At 51.3% G+C, this 15,457-nt stretch carries 14 protein-coding genes; 8 read left to right on the top strand and 6 right to left on the bottom strand.

Features of this window, described 5'->3' with window-relative positions; translation table 11 throughout:
- Positions 1-132 precede the first annotated feature (132 nt).
- The 4 genes from recA to C4B57_07135 form a co-directional block, all read right to left on the bottom strand.
- Positions 133-1,173 carry a recombinase RecA gene (gene recA, locus C4B57_07150; protein PXF54431.1) on the bottom strand — a complete coding sequence of 347 codons (1,041 nt, stop codon included), beginning with the start codon at positions 1,171-1,173 and terminating at the stop codon, positions 133-135.
- A gap of 230 nt (positions 1,174-1,403) precedes the next feature.
- Positions 1,404-1,757, bottom strand: a complete 354-nt coding sequence (locus C4B57_07145; GenBank protein ID PXF54430.1) for a hypothetical protein — start codon at positions 1,755-1,757, stop codon at positions 1,404-1,406.
- A gap of 45 nt (positions 1,758-1,802) precedes the next feature.
- Positions 1,803-2,627: an MBL fold metallo-hydrolase gene (locus tag C4B57_07140; protein PXF54429.1), complete on the bottom strand. Its 825-nt coding sequence runs from the start codon at positions 2,625-2,627 to the stop codon at positions 1,803-1,805.
- A 63-nt stretch (positions 2,628-2,690) separates the two neighbouring features.
- The gene (locus C4B57_07135; GenBank protein PXF54428.1) at positions 2,691-3,449 is read right to left on the bottom strand and encodes an MBL fold metallo-hydrolase; all 759 of its coding nucleotides are present in this window, start codon (positions 3,447-3,449) and stop codon (positions 2,691-2,693) included.
- 650 nt (positions 3,450-4,099) lie between these two features.
- Here C4B57_07135 and C4B57_07130 point away from each other — a divergent pair.
- The 4 genes from C4B57_07130 to C4B57_07115 all read left to right on the top strand — a co-directional run bounded on the left by C4B57_07130 (position 4,100) and on the right by C4B57_07115 (position 9,528).
- Entirely contained in the window at positions 4,100-6,013 is a 1,914-nt protein-coding gene (locus tag C4B57_07130; GenBank protein ID PXF54427.1) for a 1,4-alpha-glucan branching enzyme, read from the top strand.
- Positions 6,014-6,290: 277 nt separating this feature from the next.
- Positions 6,291-6,755: a hypothetical protein gene (locus C4B57_07125; GenBank protein ID PXF54426.1), complete on the top strand. Its 465-nt coding sequence runs from the start codon at positions 6,291-6,293 to the stop codon at positions 6,753-6,755.
- 35 nt (positions 6,756-6,790) lie between these two features.
- Positions 6,791-8,404, top strand: coding sequence for an apolipoprotein N-acyltransferase (gene lnt, locus C4B57_07120; protein ID PXF54425.1), 1,614 nt, complete (start codon positions 6,791-6,793; stop codon positions 8,402-8,404).
- A 1-nt stretch (position 8,405) separates the two neighbouring features.
- Positions 8,406-9,528, top strand: a protein-coding gene (locus tag C4B57_07115; protein PXF54424.1) for a peptide chain release factor 2 whose coding sequence is annotated in 2 segments (ribosomal slippage) — positions 8,406-8,501 and positions 8,503-9,528 — 1,122 coding nt in all. Because the reading frame shifts where the segments join, the coding sequence is not laid out codon by codon here.
- Here C4B57_07115 and C4B57_07110 read toward each other — a convergent pair.
- Positions 9,525-10,397, bottom strand: a complete 873-nt coding sequence (locus C4B57_07110; GenBank protein ID PXF54423.1) for a biotin--[acetyl-CoA-carboxylase] ligase — start codon at positions 10,395-10,397, stop codon at positions 9,525-9,527. The genes C4B57_07115 and C4B57_07110 overlap by 4 nt on opposite strands.
- 229 nt (positions 10,398-10,626) lie before the next feature.
- On the opposite strand from C4B57_07110, the gene amrB reads away from it, so the two are divergent.
- From amrB to C4B57_07090, 4 genes are all read left to right on the top strand, one after another.
- Complete coding sequence (gene amrB / locus C4B57_07105; GenBank protein PXF54422.1) at positions 10,627-11,430, top strand: AmmeMemoRadiSam system protein B; 804 nt, start codon at positions 10,627-10,629, stop codon at positions 11,428-11,430.
- Positions 11,427-12,329, top strand: a complete 903-nt coding sequence (locus C4B57_07100) for a hypothetical protein (GenBank protein PXF54421.1) — start codon at positions 11,427-11,429, stop codon at positions 12,327-12,329. Before amrB ends, C4B57_07100 begins: the two co-directional genes overlap by 4 nt.
- A gap of 261 nt (positions 12,330-12,590) precedes the next feature.
- Complete coding sequence (locus C4B57_07095) at positions 12,591-13,001, top strand: transcriptional regulator (GenBank protein PXF54420.1); 411 nt, start codon at positions 12,591-12,593, stop codon at positions 12,999-13,001.
- A gap of 37 nt (positions 13,002-13,038) precedes the next feature.
- Complete coding sequence (locus C4B57_07090; protein PXF54419.1) at positions 13,039-13,644, top strand: hypothetical protein; 606 nt, start codon at positions 13,039-13,041, stop codon at positions 13,642-13,644.
- A gap of 136 nt (positions 13,645-13,780) precedes the next feature.
- Here the strand turns inward: C4B57_07090 and groL are convergent, their stop codons facing one another.
- The gene (gene groL / locus C4B57_07085; GenBank protein PXF54418.1) at positions 13,781-15,418 is read right to left on the bottom strand and encodes a chaperonin GroEL; all 1,638 of its coding nucleotides are present in this window, start codon (positions 15,416-15,418) and stop codon (positions 13,781-13,783) included.
- Positions 15,419-15,457: the final 39 nt, after the last annotated feature.

Genomic DNA, 15,457 nt, shown 5'->3' with positions numbered 1-15,457 from the left:
TATACGGTCTCCTGCAATAATTAGCCGCCTTTCTTCCAGATCATAAGTCTTTTCCCCCATTCAACATTCGATGTTGGACGTTCGATGTTCGATGTTCATCTTTTAGCTGTTCATTAGTCCATCCAATAGAAATCAGACGGATTCCTCGACCTGCTCCTGAAGCCCGGGTTTTTTAAGCTCGTATGCCTCCCTCACCTGCTGCTCTATTCGGTCTGCAACATCCGGATGGGCCTTCAGAAAGGTCCGCACATTTTCACGACCTTGCCCAAGTCTTTCACCATCGTATGAATACCATGCACCGCTTTTTTCGATTATATCCACTGCCGCGGCCAGGTCGATCAGGGAGCCTTCCCTGGAAATTCCTTCACCGTAGAATATATCAAACTCGGCGGTTTTGAACGGAGGAGCTATCTTGTTTTTGACTATCTTTACCCTGGTCCGGTTTCCGATAAGGTCCGCCCCTTCCTTGATAGAAGCTATACGCCTTATGTCCATCCTCATGGTTGAATAGAACTTGAGGGCATTTCCACCTGTTGTGGTCTCGGGACTGCCGAACATCACCCCTATTTTCATGCGGATCTGGTTTATGAAGATCAGAGCGGTCTTGGTGCGATTGATATTGGCCGTGAGTTTCCTGAGGGCCTGAGACATCAGCCGGGCCTGAAGGCCCATATGCTGATCTCCCATTTCACCTTCTATCTCCGCCTTTGGGACCAGGGCAGCCACGGAATCCACTGCTATGATATCCACTGCTCCACTGCGCACCAGGGCATCAACTATTTCGAGCGCCTGCTCACCATAATCCGGCTGAGAGATCAGGAGGTCGTCGGTATTTACGCCAAGCTTGCCGGCATATACCGGGTCCATGGCATGTTCTGCATCAACAAAGGCAGCTATGCCACCCTGCTTCTGGGCTTCGGCGATCAGGTGCAGGGCCAGGGTGGTCTTTCCTGAAGACTCAGGGCCGAATACCTCTGTTATCCTGCCCCGAGGTATGCCTCCAACACCGGTTGCCAGGTCAATCGCAATGGAGCCCGTTGGAATTACAGCGATATCTTCCACACCTCCTCGGTCCCCAAGCCTCATTACGGCTCCTTTCCCAAACTGTTTCTGTATTTGGGTAATGGCTATATCTACCGCCCTTTCTTTATCTTTCCTGGTCGGCTCAGACATACTGTCCTCCTGGTGAAAATGATCTGGCAATCGAGTACCAAAACGAATCATAACTTACTTACCAGCGCCTGTCCATCATCCTCATCAAGTTCAATAAGTATTTCCGCATGCATAATCACCGAAATGGCTGATTAAGCAAGATTTAAGCCAAGAAAAAAGTAAATATCCGGTGAACCCGTGACCCTACATAACCGTTCACTGGAAGGGGATATTTCTTTTCACTTCACACTTCAGCCCCTTGTTTTCTTAAGGCTTTTGACATGGGGGAGTCTTGCCCCCTCCCCGTTCTCCTTCGCTGCGCTCAGGAGCCGGGGTTTCCCCACAGCAAAAGCCAAGAAAACTACGGGGGCTTCCGTTAAACTGTTCAAAGAAATATCCCCTTCCCGTGAACGGTTGCCATCCGTGCCCTGCCGCAGGAGCGGTTTGCCTTTTGCAGGGTTTCGATCGCGGGCCGGATTGCACCGCCTCTGGTAAGGGCAACGAATTAGCTTTGAAACCCGGAAAAAGGTAACCGGTTCAAGGCAGGATATAACGGGTTCATAAGAGTATTTACAGAAAAAATTGGGTGGCCTTGTCGAACCCATTGAGGTGATCAAAATACCTCTTTAGTCAACTGGATAAAACTTATATTACAGGGAATCAAAGGAATCCGCGCCAAGAGGGATGACAGCCCCACAGCCACCTTCAACAAAGTCCTTACCCCAGCTCTTTTTGAAGAGGCCTATGGCTTCCTCTCCGGTACAGTGGCTCGGAGCGACCTTCTCTACACCGAGATCCTTCAGTCCCTGGATGATTTCGCGAATTCGGGTGGTGGATGTCCCGGCGAGATGAAATCCTCCAACCACCATGTAAATATCTTTTTTGAGCAGGTCCTTCGCCTTCTCAACTATGTGTACTATGCCTGGATGCGCACAACCTGTTATAATAACAAGATTTTTTGGAGTTTCCAGGATCAGGCTCTGCTCTCTGATCCATTCGCCCATCTCCCCTGTTGAGTAAACATGGGGTAAAAGCTGTGCCGGTTTACCCACTTTTCTGACATGCGCTCCGGTGTCCTGAATTGCCTGGATGAATGAAACAGGAAAGGACTCTGGCAGGTACACTGTAACCTTTGGATTGCGCCGGAGAAATCTCTCCAGACCACCACAGTGATCCGCATGGATGTGAGAAAGGACCACTGCACTGACTGTTCCTGGATCAATACCCAAGCCTTTCATATTGGAAAGGAGAATATCCCCGTCACTGCCAGTATCAAAGAGGATAGTCTGCTGGAAGCCTTCAATCAGGCACGCAAAACCCCAGCCGGTCCGGAGGTTTGTGGCATAAGGTATGTTGTTGAAGACAACAGTGAGTCGATAAGAAGGATATCCTTCAGCGGCCTCAAGCCCTGAACAGGCTGTAGTGCCAATCAGTACGGATCCTGCCATTATTATAGATGTTTCCAAAAGACTCATCACTATTCCCCCCGAAGGCCTCTAATAAACCCGTGACACAGTCACTCTTAAGCCTTATGGATATCACTCTTTTCCCTCCGGTATTGTGTCAATAGAGGCGAATTTGGGTTCATGAAGCGGCAGAAGTATATCGGCCATATCTCTGACTTTTAGCACTATGTCATATGCCTCGTATACATTGACATGGGTCCCGGGCGGGATAACATCCATCTCCATTGCCGTTATCTCTTTTGGGGGATAGAAGTTTTCCATGATTATACAGAATCCTGTTATGGCCGCTTTCCCTTGAGAGGTATCTATCAGTACCGTTAACCCTCCCTCTGTATGAGCCGGCGTATGGATGACACGGATTCCCGGAAGGATTTCCTCATCTCCGGTTAACGTTTTGATCTGTCCGGCCTCTTCCACGTCCAGGATATAGTCTTCCAGATATCGGAAATCCAAAGGATGGGGATTGTGTATCCGCTCCAGTTCTTTCTCATGTACGTAGAATGTGGCGTTAGTGCACTTGTAGTCGTTTTCGCAATGATCATTATGCAAATGGGTATGGATAACGATGTCGATAGCCTCCGGAGTCAGGCCCCAGAGGCCCAGACCTTCCTCAAATTTATAGATCTTTCCTCCAATAGATCTTTCTCTATCCTCAGTCTGCAGCGGACTCATTTCTCCCGTATCTACCAGGACCTTCCGGTCGCCGCCTTCCAGATACCAGCAATAGATAGGTATGGTATAAGGTTGTCCATAGCCATGTTGATAGGTCATCATACCTTTATCAAAGATCTTTGTTCCCATTACAATGGGATGTATCTTGTACTGGCTCATGATTCACCTCTATGGTCCCTGATTCTGTGGAAAGGAATCCTTTTTTGCTATAATTTGATTATACAATTCTCGTTACAGAGTCAATAAATTAATTCCGCACCTATGCTCCTTTTTTATAGAATTAGAAATCCGTTTTCCTGCTTTTTACGGACGATTAAAGCCATCTGGTTCCAAAAAATAATTTTATACCGTCCAAAATTTAAGGCAGGAAGTTGGAGCTGATGGACAATTGAAATCAAAGATATTTTTATCTAACAATTGTAAATACTTGCTGAACCCGTTATATCCTGCCTTGAAGCGGTTACCTTTTTACGGGTTTCAAAGCTCACTCATCGCAGACCGGAGAGACAGTGCAATCCGGCCCGCTACCCAAAACCCTGCAAAAGGCAAACCGCTCCTGCGGCAGGGCACGGATGGCAACTCTCACAGTGGCCACGGGAGCGAAGAACCAGAAAAATGCGTCGAATGCCTTGAAGATCTTAAGGCCTATCATAGAGAAAGGCATCGTGATACAATATAAACTATATCGGCATCACCAACAGGAAAGGGAGGGGGTACCCTGCGCGCCGCGCCGGGAGACCCGGGAAGCTCCTGGGCCATCGGGTCCAAAATCCTGCTCCTGATCGAGGATGTGTGAGAGGACAAAACGTATGAAGGAAGAGCAACGATATTTTCTCACCGACTACGACCTCCATCTCCTCATCGAAGGGAGGCACTATCGTGCCTGGGAGAAGCTCGGTGCCCATCCTGCTGAAGTGGACGGCGAAAGAGGAACCTGGTTCGCGGTATGGGCACCCAATGCCCGAGACGTCTCCGTCGTCGGCGACTTCAACGGCTGGAAGGCAGGGACGCACCCCCTCAGGAGTCGCGGTGACGCCGGCATCTGGGAGGGATTCATCCCCGGAGTGGACAAGGGGGCACTCTATAAGTACGCGATTACATCTAATGCCAACGGGCATCGGGGCGACAAGGCGGATCCCTATGCCTTCGCGTGTGAGATAAGGCCGCAAAGCGCCTCCATGGTATGGGATCTGTCGGGATACGAGTGGGGCGATCAGGATTGGCTGGCGGAACGGGGGCGCCGCCATGCGCTCGATGCGCCGATGGCAATCTATGAAGTCCATCTCGGTTCCTGGATGCGGAATCCAGAGGAGGGAAACCGCTGGCTCACCTATCGCGAACTCGCCCCGAAACTCGCAGAATACGTCAGAAAGATGGGGTTTACCCATGTGGAACTCCTCCCGGTGAGTGAACATCCCCTGGATGCGTCCTGGGGTTACCAGACAATCGGATACTTTGCTCCCACCAGCCGCTTCGGAACCCCTCAGGATTTTATGTATTTCGTGGATGTCTTCCACCAGAACGGGATTGGGGTGATCCTCGATTGGGTTCCGGCCCATTTTCCCCGGGATGGGCACGGCCTCGGATTCTTCGACGGCACGCACCTTTACGAGCATGCGGACCCCCGCAAGGGAGAGCATCGGGACTGGGGAACGTTCATCTTCAACTACGGTCGCCGGGAGGTAAGCAACTTTCTCCTGACGAACGCCCTGTTCTGGCTCGAGGTCTATCATATCGACGGGCTTCGGGTGGATGCCGTGGCGTCCATGTTGTATCTCGACTATTCCCGGAAAGAGGGAGAGTGGATCCCCAACGAGTACGGCGGGCGGGAGAACCTCGAAGCCGTGGCCTTCCTCAAACGCTTCAACGAGCTCGTCTACGAGCGGTATCCCGACGTGATCACCGTGGCCGAGGAATCGACCTCATGGCCCATGGTATCCCGGCCGACATATCTGGGAGGGCTTGGGTTCGGGTTTAAGTGGAACATGGGGTGGATGCACGACACCCTGCTCTATTTCTCAAAGGATCCGGTCTACCGGAAGTATCACCACAACACCATCACCTTCAGCCTCCTTTACGCATTCAATGAAAACTTCATCCTGCCCTTTTCCCATGATGAAGTCGTCCATGGCAAAGGGTCCATGATCGGAAAGATGCCCGGAGACGACTGGCAGAAATTTGCGAACCTGAGGCTCCTCTATGGTTATATGTATCTGCATCCCGGCAAGAAACTCCTCTTTATGGGAGACGAATTCGGTCAGTGGGCGGAATGGAACTACGATGCGAGCCTGGAGTGGCATCTCCTCCAGTACGACCCTCACCAGGGACTCCAGCGATGGGTTCGGGATCTCAACACCTTTCTCAGAGGCAAGCGGGCCCTGTTCGAGCAGGACTTCGAGCCGGCCGGATTTGCCTGGATCGACTGCCACGACAGCCAGCAGAGTGTCCTGAGTTTTCTCCGGCAGGGCCGGGACCCAGGGGATATCATCGTCTGTGCCTGCAATTTCACCCCTGTACCCAGGCACAACTACCGGCTCGGAGTACCCCTGGGGGGCTGGTGGAAGGAGGCCATCAACAGTGACGCACCCCTTTACGGGGGAAGCGGGCAGGGGAATATGGAGAGGGTCCCCGCCAGTCCCGTGGCATCTCACGGCCATTATCATTCCTTGAACATCACGCTGCCTCCCCTGGGAATCGTTGTGTTTCATCCCGCCGATGACTGACAGGAAATCGCTTTTTTGCAATTCGGGCCGAAGAGGCGCCCCACAGACACCACACACTGACTTCTATGGTACTGCCAGAATTGGACAATATCCGTTTGATGCGTTAAGTTTTTACCGGAACTGAAGTACATATTCGGTGAACCCGTGGTTCACAGAATATGTACGAACTGAAGAACTGCTTGAACAGATCGAGTAAAAAGAGGTGTAAAACATAATGTCACTTACTTGCGATTCCTCGGTATTCGTAAAAATTCCATGTTATTTTACCGGAAAACTCGTGCTTGATACGGACAGGGAAAGGATCAGGCAGAAAATGGGCCCGTTTCTGACGGAGGAGCTCGGCTACAGGATCTCTGACTTCCAGTTGGACCGGGAGATCCTGTTAGAGATAGACAGCCGGAAAGTAATCTCCCTTGCGGATCTGGTGGTGCATATTGACGGTCGCTTTCTCATGGTTATCAGGGGCGGACCGGGTTCTGTAGTTACCCGGGAATCGGGTACTATTGCGATAGCCCGGCTCCTTGAGCCTGATTACATAATACCCTGGGCGGTCCAGGCCAGCCTTTTTGAAGCTGCCCTGCTGGATGTCCGGAAGAAAAGGGCGGTCGCCTATGGCTGGGATGCAATACCTTCCAGGTCCAGGCTCCTTAAAATGACTTCTGACTGGCCTCCTCCAAAGCTCCCTGAAAAGCGCATACCAGTGGAACGTCAGATTCTATACTCCTACGATACACACGGGTGAAAGAACCGTTTAGAGACGTCAGGTGACGTCTTAATATGCAAATAGTCGGAATCAAGGTGTCCTGGTTTCCCGCCGTACTCTCAGGTCTCCTGTTGAGTGTCTGCTTTCCGCCTTTTTCCTGTTTTCCTGTAGCTGCATTTGCCCTTGCGCCCTTGATAGAGGCCGTATGGGGCAGGGAATGGCGCTATGCGGGCCGGATGGGATTTCTGGCCGGTATTGTCCATTTCGGCACACTCCTGTGGTGGATATCGCCTACCATTTCTCAATATGGGAATCTGTCTGATTGGGTTGCGTGGCCAGTGTTCGGGTTACTGATGTGCTATCTCGCTGTTTATCCTGCCATCTGGTCCGGCCTTACAGGTTATTGGACTGCCGGCAGGTCCCGCCTGCCTTCATCGCTTGCCCTTGCCGGAACCTGGACTCTGCTTGAATGGACCAGGGGCCATGCCTTGAGCGGATTTCCATGGGGATATCTGGCCTACACTCTGGAACCTGTTCCATCCATGATCCAGACAGCAGAGATTTGGGGGCCTTACGGGCTTACTTTTTTGATTGTTTTGCTGAACGTACTGATCTGGAAGTTTTGCAAGTGCATTCTGAATGCAGGCACAGAGGATTCGGCCTTTTCGCAGAGCAGGCGTGTAGGCCTGACGCAACTATGCCTGTTTCTGGCCTGCCTGGTGTGTTTGTGGTTTTTCGGCAAATGGCGTATGGTGGAGGTTGCTCATAATGATGATCGACTCCCTGAGCTCGCGGTTGCTGCCATACAGGGTGCGATTCCACAGGATAGAAAGTGGGATCCGGCCTTTCAGGTCTCGACGCTCAACACTTATGCCGGGCTCAGTTCAAAGGCCGCTGAAGGATTCGATGACTCAGGAGCGAGCAGTGACAATGGAGTCAAGGTATCTTCCGGACTGGTTGTCTGGCCGGAGACCGCCACTCCTTTTTATTTCCAGGTTCCAAGTCCATTAAGCGAAAAGGTGCGGTCCGTGGCGAGGGATCTTGATATTGTCCTGTTGTTCGGGAGCCCAGCGTACCGTTTCAATGGCGCGGGGAAAGCAGAATACTTGAACAGCGTCTATGTCCTTGATTCTGACGGTGCCGTTGCAGGGAGATATGACAAGAGGCATCTTGTCCCATTCGGGGAGTATCTTCCCTGGGGATGGGTGACCTCGTGGGCCCGGGACCTTATTCCTGCGGTAGGCCAATTCAGTGCGGGAATAACATCCAGGCCCCTGTCCTGCGGGGACCTTCGTATCGGCGTATTGATATGTTTTGAGAGCATATTCCCGAGCCTAAGCAGAGAAACCGTGCTGGAAGGGGCCAACTTCCTGGCCGTTCTCACAAATGATGCCTGGTTTGGCCGTACGGGGACACCTTATCAGCATGAGATCATGTCGGTATTCCGGGCTGTCGAGACCCGCAGGTGGGTGGTTCGGGCAGCCAATACGGGTATCAGTTCCCTGATCGGCCCATGCGGCGTGAGAACGGCAAAAACTTCCCTGTTTGAGCCAGATCATATAGAAGGGCGGATTCACCTTCGCAAAGGTCATACTTTTTATGTAAAATATGGAGAAATATGGTTATTATTATTTTGTCTATTTTGGGCCGTAGTTCCATTCTGGAGAAAAGTTCCAAAGGAGGTATAAAATGAATACAACTACAGATAAAACAACAATAAATATACAGGAATTAAAGGAGCGCTTGCAGGACCTTGGCGGACGTTTAGAGCTCCTGAGGGGTTATCTTTGATCGGGAGGGACTGGATAAACGTCTTGCTGAAATAGACAAGGAGATGCTCCGCAGGGATTTCTGGGAAGACCCTAAGTCCAGGGAATTATTAAAGGAGCGCTCTTTGCTGATAGAGCAAAAAGATAATTTGGACGGCCTTTCCGGGCAGTATGAAGAGTTTCACTTACTGCTTGAAATGGCAGAAGAGGAAGAGGATTTATCCGCCCTTGAGGATGTAAGTGATGGAACGAAACGACTTGATAAAGAGATACGCAGGCTTGAACTCTCAAGACTCCTTTCAGATCCGCACGACCGCAATAATGCCATTGTGACAATTCATGCCGGTGCAGGAGGGACCGAGGCCCAGGACTGGGCCGATATGTTGCTTAGAATGTATCTCCGCTGGTGTGACAGGCGGGGGATCATGGTCGAGATGCTGGATCTCATGCCTGGAGATGAGGCAGGCACAAAGAGCGTGACATTTCTTGCCAAGGGACTTTATGCATACGGCTACCTGAAGTCTGAGGCCGGTGTGCACCGCCTTGTCCGCATTTCGCCCTTTGATGCTTCGGGGAGGCGGCATACCTCCTTTGCCTCTGTATTTGTAGCTCCGGAACTTGATGAGACCATAGAAGTTGACATTAATGAAAAGGATCTGCGCATAGATACGTACCGGGCCAGTGGAGCCGGCGGGCAACACGTTAACAAGACCAGTTCCGCTGTCCGCATCACTCACCTGCCAACCGGGATAGTTGTCCAGTGTCAGAATCAGAGGTCCCAGCATAAAAACCGTGCCATTGCCATGAAGATATTGCAGGCCAGGCTCTTTGAACGGGAAAAGGCGAAGAAGGACGCGGAAAAGCAGCAGGTACATGACAAGAAGAAGGAGATAGCCTGGGGAAGCCAGATCAGGTCCTATGTGCTTCAGCCCTATCAACTGGTCAAGGACCATCGCACAGGCGTAGAGATAGGCAATGTGGGTGATGTGCTGAACGGAAATCTGGATCCGTTGATCGAGGCGTATTTGCAGGAACAGGCCTAAACGTAGCGGATCTCTCCTGAGTTAACCCTGACCTCTTCACCATTATCCAGGATCAGCCTGAGGCTTCCGTCAGGTGCAAGTCCCTGGGCAAATGCTTCAAGCTCCGGGTCGAGTTCGGCATTCAGTCCGTAGACCACCCTGCGCCCCGGGGTGTCGCTCAGAAGATTCCATGCCCTTATCACAGGGTTTTGCGGCACGCAAACAGGTTCGGCATCCAGGCAGTCTGATTCCCACTGGTGGATAAGCCCGAAGAGCCAGCCGATCCGTGCCAGGATCTGGGCTGCAAGCTCTTTTATGGACCAGTGTTTACATGTAGCTATGGAAAGAGATGTGGCAAATACGAGATCTTCAGGGAAGGTCTCCATATTTACATTGATCCCTATGCCAAAGAGGAGATATGTCTGGCCTGAGTTGGGCGCTCTTACCACTTCCGTGAGGATGCCGGCCACCTTGCGTCCATTTATCAATACATCATTAATCCAACGGATCTTTGCCGATACCCCTCTTTCCCTCAGAACCTGGGCAATAGCTACTCCCGCTCCCAGATTGTAAAATGACCAGTTCCGGGTCAGAAGTGATGGATACAGGGCCAGGCATAAATACAGCCCGCCTTCGGGGGCCCACCAGATCCGTCCCATTCTGCCCCTGGCCCGGGCAAGAGAGTCCGCCCACCAGATGCAGCCGGATGGAAGATCGGTTCCGTTGCCGTCGGCCTGGAGTATAGCTTGCCTTGCAAGGGACATAAGCCTGTCGGCACTTGTGTAATGATAGACCTCGCGGCCGACAATCCCTGCCCTTCTCAGGATTTTTTCTCTTGTCTCTGCGTCCAGGTCCGTATTTATAACAAAATCACGGCTTTGATGATGCATGATGAGCCTTTTCAGCTCCTCGGACCGTAGAGTGTTTCTTGACACAAGTTTAGCCACAATTCATAGTTAAATATGTCATAATTGGGTTGAACGGTTCAACGTTCACGGTTCCCGGTTGAAGATCCCTGACTGGCTGTCAGCAAAATGTGTTATAAAGTTCAGGATATCAGTAAACTATAACCTTTGAACCTGGAACCGATCACTTTAGGTTCTTGGAGGATATTAAACCATGGTACGCCAACCTGCAGTAGCCGACCAGTTTTATGATGGAAATCCCACCAGGCTTCATTATGAGCTCAGCAAATTAATAGGTCCTGCAAGGGAAGCAAGACCGGCAAAGGCTATAGTTGCACCTCATGCCGGTTATATGTATTCCGGAGCCGTGGCCGGAGCAGCGTATGCCCAGGCAGAGGTGCCTGAAACCGTTGTCATTTTGGGTCCGAGCCATACAGGAGTTGGATCTCCGGCAGCAGTGATGACCAGTGGGGCATGGTCCATGCCTATGGGCACCGTCCCTATCTCGGAAGACCTTGCAGCCAGGATTGTCGAACTCTCCGATTATCTTGAAGATGATGCACTGGCACATACGTATGAACATTCACTGGAAGTCCAGATACCATTCCTGCAATACCGCCAGTCCAATTTGAGCATAGTTCCTGTTTGTCTTAAGGACCTGTCTTTTTCTGTATGTAAGGAGATAGGCTCTGCAATAGCAGAGGCGGTGAGACGGGCAGGAAGACCTGTATTGCTGGTCGCCAGCACCGATATGACTCATTATGAATCCCGGGAGCAGGCCGAGGCCAAAGACCGCCTGGCCATTGATAAGATCCTGGCTTTGGATCCCCAGGGTCTTTTGGAAACCGTAAGAGGCCATAATATATCGATGTGCGGAGTAATACCGACTACCATAACTCTGGCGGCCTCCCTGGCCCTGGGAGCAAGTTCCGCTGAACTCATTCGATACGCCACATCAGGCGATGTGACAGGAGACTACAGACAGGTCGTTGGATATGCAAGCTTTATTGTTGAGTGATTCCGGATCCTGAGAGACCAAAATTCTCTCGTCATGTAAGGGCGATGGGTCCCTGGTCTGCATCTCATGCTCGGGTTATGGGGATTAGGTTGGCATTCGGATTTGAACAGATCATAGTATTATTCTGCGTTTTTTTCCTGGTTTCAATTGTATTTATGATGTTCGGCCAGGGGGGCGGAGCGGTTTATGTCCCCATGCTTCTTGCCTTCGGCCTTCCTCTCTACAGGTGTGCCGCCACAAGCCAGGTGTTGATTCTCGCGGCCACGATCTCCGCCCTGATCGTGTTCCAGAAGGCCGGACTTTTGGACTGGTCGCTTGTCTTTATTGTGGAGCCCCCGACAAACCTGGGGGCATTTTTAGGCGGATACCTTTCGCCTTATTTCCCCGCTGCATTTTCCAAACTTGCCTTTGCCTGCATTATCCTTATCGGCGCATATTTTATGATAAGGCCGATAAAAGACAGGCAAATCGAGTCAGCAGATAAAAACGAGCACTGGTTCTGCCTAAGACGTAATTTTGGAAGCGAATCATACTCGTTGAATCTCCTGATCATTATCCCGATGATGATTCTCGCAGGCTTTGTGGCCGGTATGCTCGGTGTCGGCGGCGGCCTGGTAAAGGTGCCTGCTCTCGTTCTCCTGGGCGGTGTGCCCATGAAGATTGCGGTGGGCTCATCAAGCCTGATGATCGGCATTACCGCACTTACAGGCCTTTTAGGACATACCCTAGTCGGACACCTTGATCTGAAGCTTGCTTTGACCTTGGGGGCAGCAGTCCTTGCGGGCTCCCAGATCGGCGCGAGACTCGGCGTAAAGATCGATAAAAAGCGTCATAAAAAATACTTTGGCTATCTGCTGATTCTTATCGCCTTCTGGATGGGATATATGGCGTTTAAGTAGATGAATAGGAAAAGATAAAACAGAAGAAGGTTCTTGTTCCTTTTGAAACAGTTTGGCTGTATACTCATAGCCTGACAAGGTCATATAACCATTTTATACCTGCCGAAGGCATGAATAGGCCTTCTTCACAGACTACCTCGCTTGGCTGCTGTGGCGCCTTTTTTCACTCCTCTTTTTCAGACGGCTTATCCCCGGGTCTCAGCATCTGTCACGATTCATTTTCTCTTGACAATATATAGATATATAGCTATATAACTTATTATGAATAAATTGATGAAAAAGACATCCAGGTATCTCAAGGCCATTGCCGATCCGACTAGGTTAAAGATCCTTAAGCTTCTCCAGCATCGTACCTCTTGTGTATGTGAGCTGACCAGCGTTCTGGGTCTTGCCCAGCCCACGGTCTCACGCCATCTGCGAGTGCTGGAAGATGCGGGTTTTGTTGAGTCTGAGCGCAGAGGGCTCCGAATGGATTACGTGCTTACTGAAGATGATGCTCCGCCCATGGTAAGGCAACTCATGGGACTGGTGGAGGAGTGGCACGAAGATGATCAGGAGATCAAGACATTGAGGGATCGCCTGGATGTAACCGTGGCTGAGATATGCGGCAGCATTCCTGTGAAAGAGGATCATGTCTCAGCTCAGCCTGAAAGATCTGAGTATTCGTCCTGAGCTATAAAAAAGGCCGACCTGAAGGAGGACTCAGAAAATGGATAAGAGTATTCTTAAAGAGGCGTTTCTCTTTCATGGCCACGTTTGTTGGGCCAGCGCCGTCGGCGTACGGGCCGGCCTTGCCGCCCTGCGGCAATTGGGTGTCAGCCGTACCGGGACATCGGGAGAATTGCACTGCATTCTGGAAATCGGCGAGAACCACGGTGCCCAGTGTTTTGCCGACGGTGTCCAGTACGCCACAGGATGTACACTCGGCAAGGGCAACATTGAAAAAGCGGGTTGGGGCAAGCTGGCCTTGACCTTGATCGATAAAAAAAAGGAAAGGGCCGTCCGCGTTTCTTATAAGCCGGGGCGTCACAAAGCGATTGCCGAATCAGCTTTCATGCGCAAGCGTGGCCAGGGCATTCCACCGACAAAAATACCCGAAGAAGAAGCCTGGGAGATGGCTGACATTGTATGGGACGCACCGGAAGACGAGGTACTGATAATCGGTTCGGTTGATGATTATCCTTGGGGTGATGATTTCGGTGAAATCATGGGCCTGGTTCCCTGCGATAATTGCGGAGAACTGGTGTCCAAGGTTTACCTGCGCGTGGTGGGCAAAAGCCATATGTGTATTCCCTGCTCGGGGTATGGGCGATAGACTCTAAATTTAAAAACAGTCAACGCCATGAAACCGGACTTTGCAAAGGCAATAAAAAAAGCCCTTCTGTTAAACAAGAAGGGCTTTTATGACTTAATGTCGCCGGATATTATAGTCCAGCGGCCTGTTGTTCATCTCACATCATGGCGCCTGAGGGCATTCCGCCGTGAGGCATGCCTCCTCCTGCCGGCTCCTCCTTGGGAATCTCGGCGACCATGGCCTCTGTGGTAATGAGCAGAGCGGAGACGCTGGCTGCATTTTGAAGCGCTATGCGGGCGACCTTTGTCGGGTCAATGATTCCGGACTGCATAAGGTCTTCATATTCTCCCTTTTCGGCATTGAAGCCGGTGTTTCCGGTCTTGGACTTGACGTGTTCAACAACAACGGAACCTTCATGCCCTGCATTGCAGGCAATCTGCCGGAGAGGCTCCTCAAGGGCCCTGTTGACGATGTTGACCCCGTGCTTTTCGTCTTCGTCATCTATCTTGAGATCTTTCAGTGCATCCATGCAACGCAGGTAGGCAGTACCGCCGCCGGGGATTATTCCCTCTTCCACCGCAGCCCTGGTGGCGTTAAGGGCATCTTCCACCCTTGCCTTCTTTTCCTTCATCTCGGTCTCAGTGGCTGCGCCGACGTTAATGACAGCCACTCCGCCGATGAGTTTGGCCAGGCGCTCCTGCAGCTTTTCCCGGTCATAGTCAGAGGTTGTTTCGTCGATCTGTGTGCGGATCTGCCTCACGCGGCCCTCGATCTTGTCCTTGGAGCCTGCGCCGTCAATAATGGTGGTGCTGTCTTTGTCGACTACAACCCTCTTTGCCGATCCGAGGTCATTGACAGATACGTTTTCGAGCTTGATGCCCAGGTCTTCTGCTACCATATTGCCTCCTGTCAGGATGGCGATATCCTCCATCATGGCCTTGCGCCTGTCACCGAAACCCGGGGCCTTCACTGCGCAGACCTGGAGGGTCCCCCTGAGCTTGTTTACTACCAGTGTAGCCAGGGCTTCGCCCTCAACATCCTCGGATATGATCATGAGGGGTTTGCCCATCTTTGCGATTTGTTCAAGGATCGGCAGAAGGTCTTTCATGTTGCTGATCTTTTTCTCGTGGATCAGGATATAGGGATCTTCCAGCACGCACTCCATTTTCTCGGGGTCAGTTGCAAAATAGGGAGAGCTGTAACCGCGGTCAAACTGCATGCCTTCCACCACGTCAAGCGAGGTCTCCATGGCCTTGGCCTCTTCTACAGTAATGACCCCTTCCTTGCCGACCTTATCCATGGCCTCGGCGATAATGTTGCCAATGGTAAGGTCATTGTTTGCGGATATCGTACCTACCTGGGCGATCTCCTTCTGGTCTTTGGTGGGCTTGCTTATTTTTTTGAGCTCTTCTACGATAGTATCGACTGCCTTGTCAATTCCCCTCTTGAGTGCCATGGGATTAACTCCGGCAGCCACAAGCTTTGAGCCTTCTGTATATATGGCCTGGGCGAGTATGGTGGCGGTGGTGGTACCGTCTCCGGCAACGTCACTGGTCTTGGAGGCCACCTCCTTTACCATCTGTGCCCCCATGTTTTCAAACTTGTTCTCAAGCTCGATTTCCTTGGCCACTGTAACGCCATCCTTTGTGATGACAGGAGAGCCGAAGGATTTCTCGATAATGACGTTGCGGCCCTTGGGGCCAAGTGTGACCTTGACTGCATTGGACAGGGAGTCTATGCCTGCTAACATGGCCTCTCTGGCCTTTATGTTATACTTGATTTCTTTGGCTGACATTGTTACTTAACCTCCATTATTCGGTTATTGTGAGCGATA

It is taken from the genome of Deltaproteobacteria bacterium (assembly GCA_003194485.1).
Lineage (GTDB): Bacteria > Desulfobacterota > Dissulfuribacteria > Dissulfuribacterales > UBA3076 > UBA3076.
This window is presented reverse-complemented; position numbering and strand designations above follow the sequence as displayed.

Coding starts and splice junctions, on each gene's coding strand:
- recA (PXF54431.1), bottom strand. CDS start 1,173: ATGTCTGAGCCGACCAGGAAAGATAAAGAAAGGGCGGTAGATATAGCC.
- C4B57_07145 (PXF54430.1), bottom strand. CDS start 1,757: ATGGGTTCGACAAGGCCACCCAATTTTTTCTGTAAATACTCTTATGAA.
- C4B57_07140 (PXF54429.1), bottom strand. CDS start 2,627: ATGAGTCTTTTGGAAACATCTATAATAATGGCAGGATCCGTACTGATT.
- C4B57_07135 (PXF54428.1), bottom strand. CDS start 3,449: ATGAGCCAGTACAAGATACATCCCATTGTAATGGGAACAAAGATCTTT.
- C4B57_07130 (PXF54427.1), top strand. CDS start 4,100: ATGAAGGAAGAGCAACGATATTTTCTCACCGACTACGACCTCCATCTC.
- lnt (PXF54425.1), top strand. CDS start 6,791: ATGCAAATAGTCGGAATCAAGGTGTCCTGGTTTCCCGCCGTACTCTCA.
- C4B57_07110 (PXF54423.1), bottom strand. CDS start 10,397: ATGCATCATCAAAGCCGTGATTTTGTTATAAATACGGACCTGGACGCA.
- amrB (PXF54422.1), top strand. CDS start 10,627: ATGGTACGCCAACCTGCAGTAGCCGACCAGTTTTATGATGGAAATCCC.
- C4B57_07095 (PXF54420.1), top strand. CDS start 12,591: ATGAATAAATTGATGAAAAAGACATCCAGGTATCTCAAGGCCATTGCC.
- C4B57_07090 (PXF54419.1), top strand. CDS start 13,039: ATGGATAAGAGTATTCTTAAAGAGGCGTTTCTCTTTCATGGCCACGTT.
- groL (PXF54418.1), bottom strand. CDS start 15,418: ATGTCAGCCAAAGAAATCAAGTATAACATAAAGGCCAGAGAGGCCATG.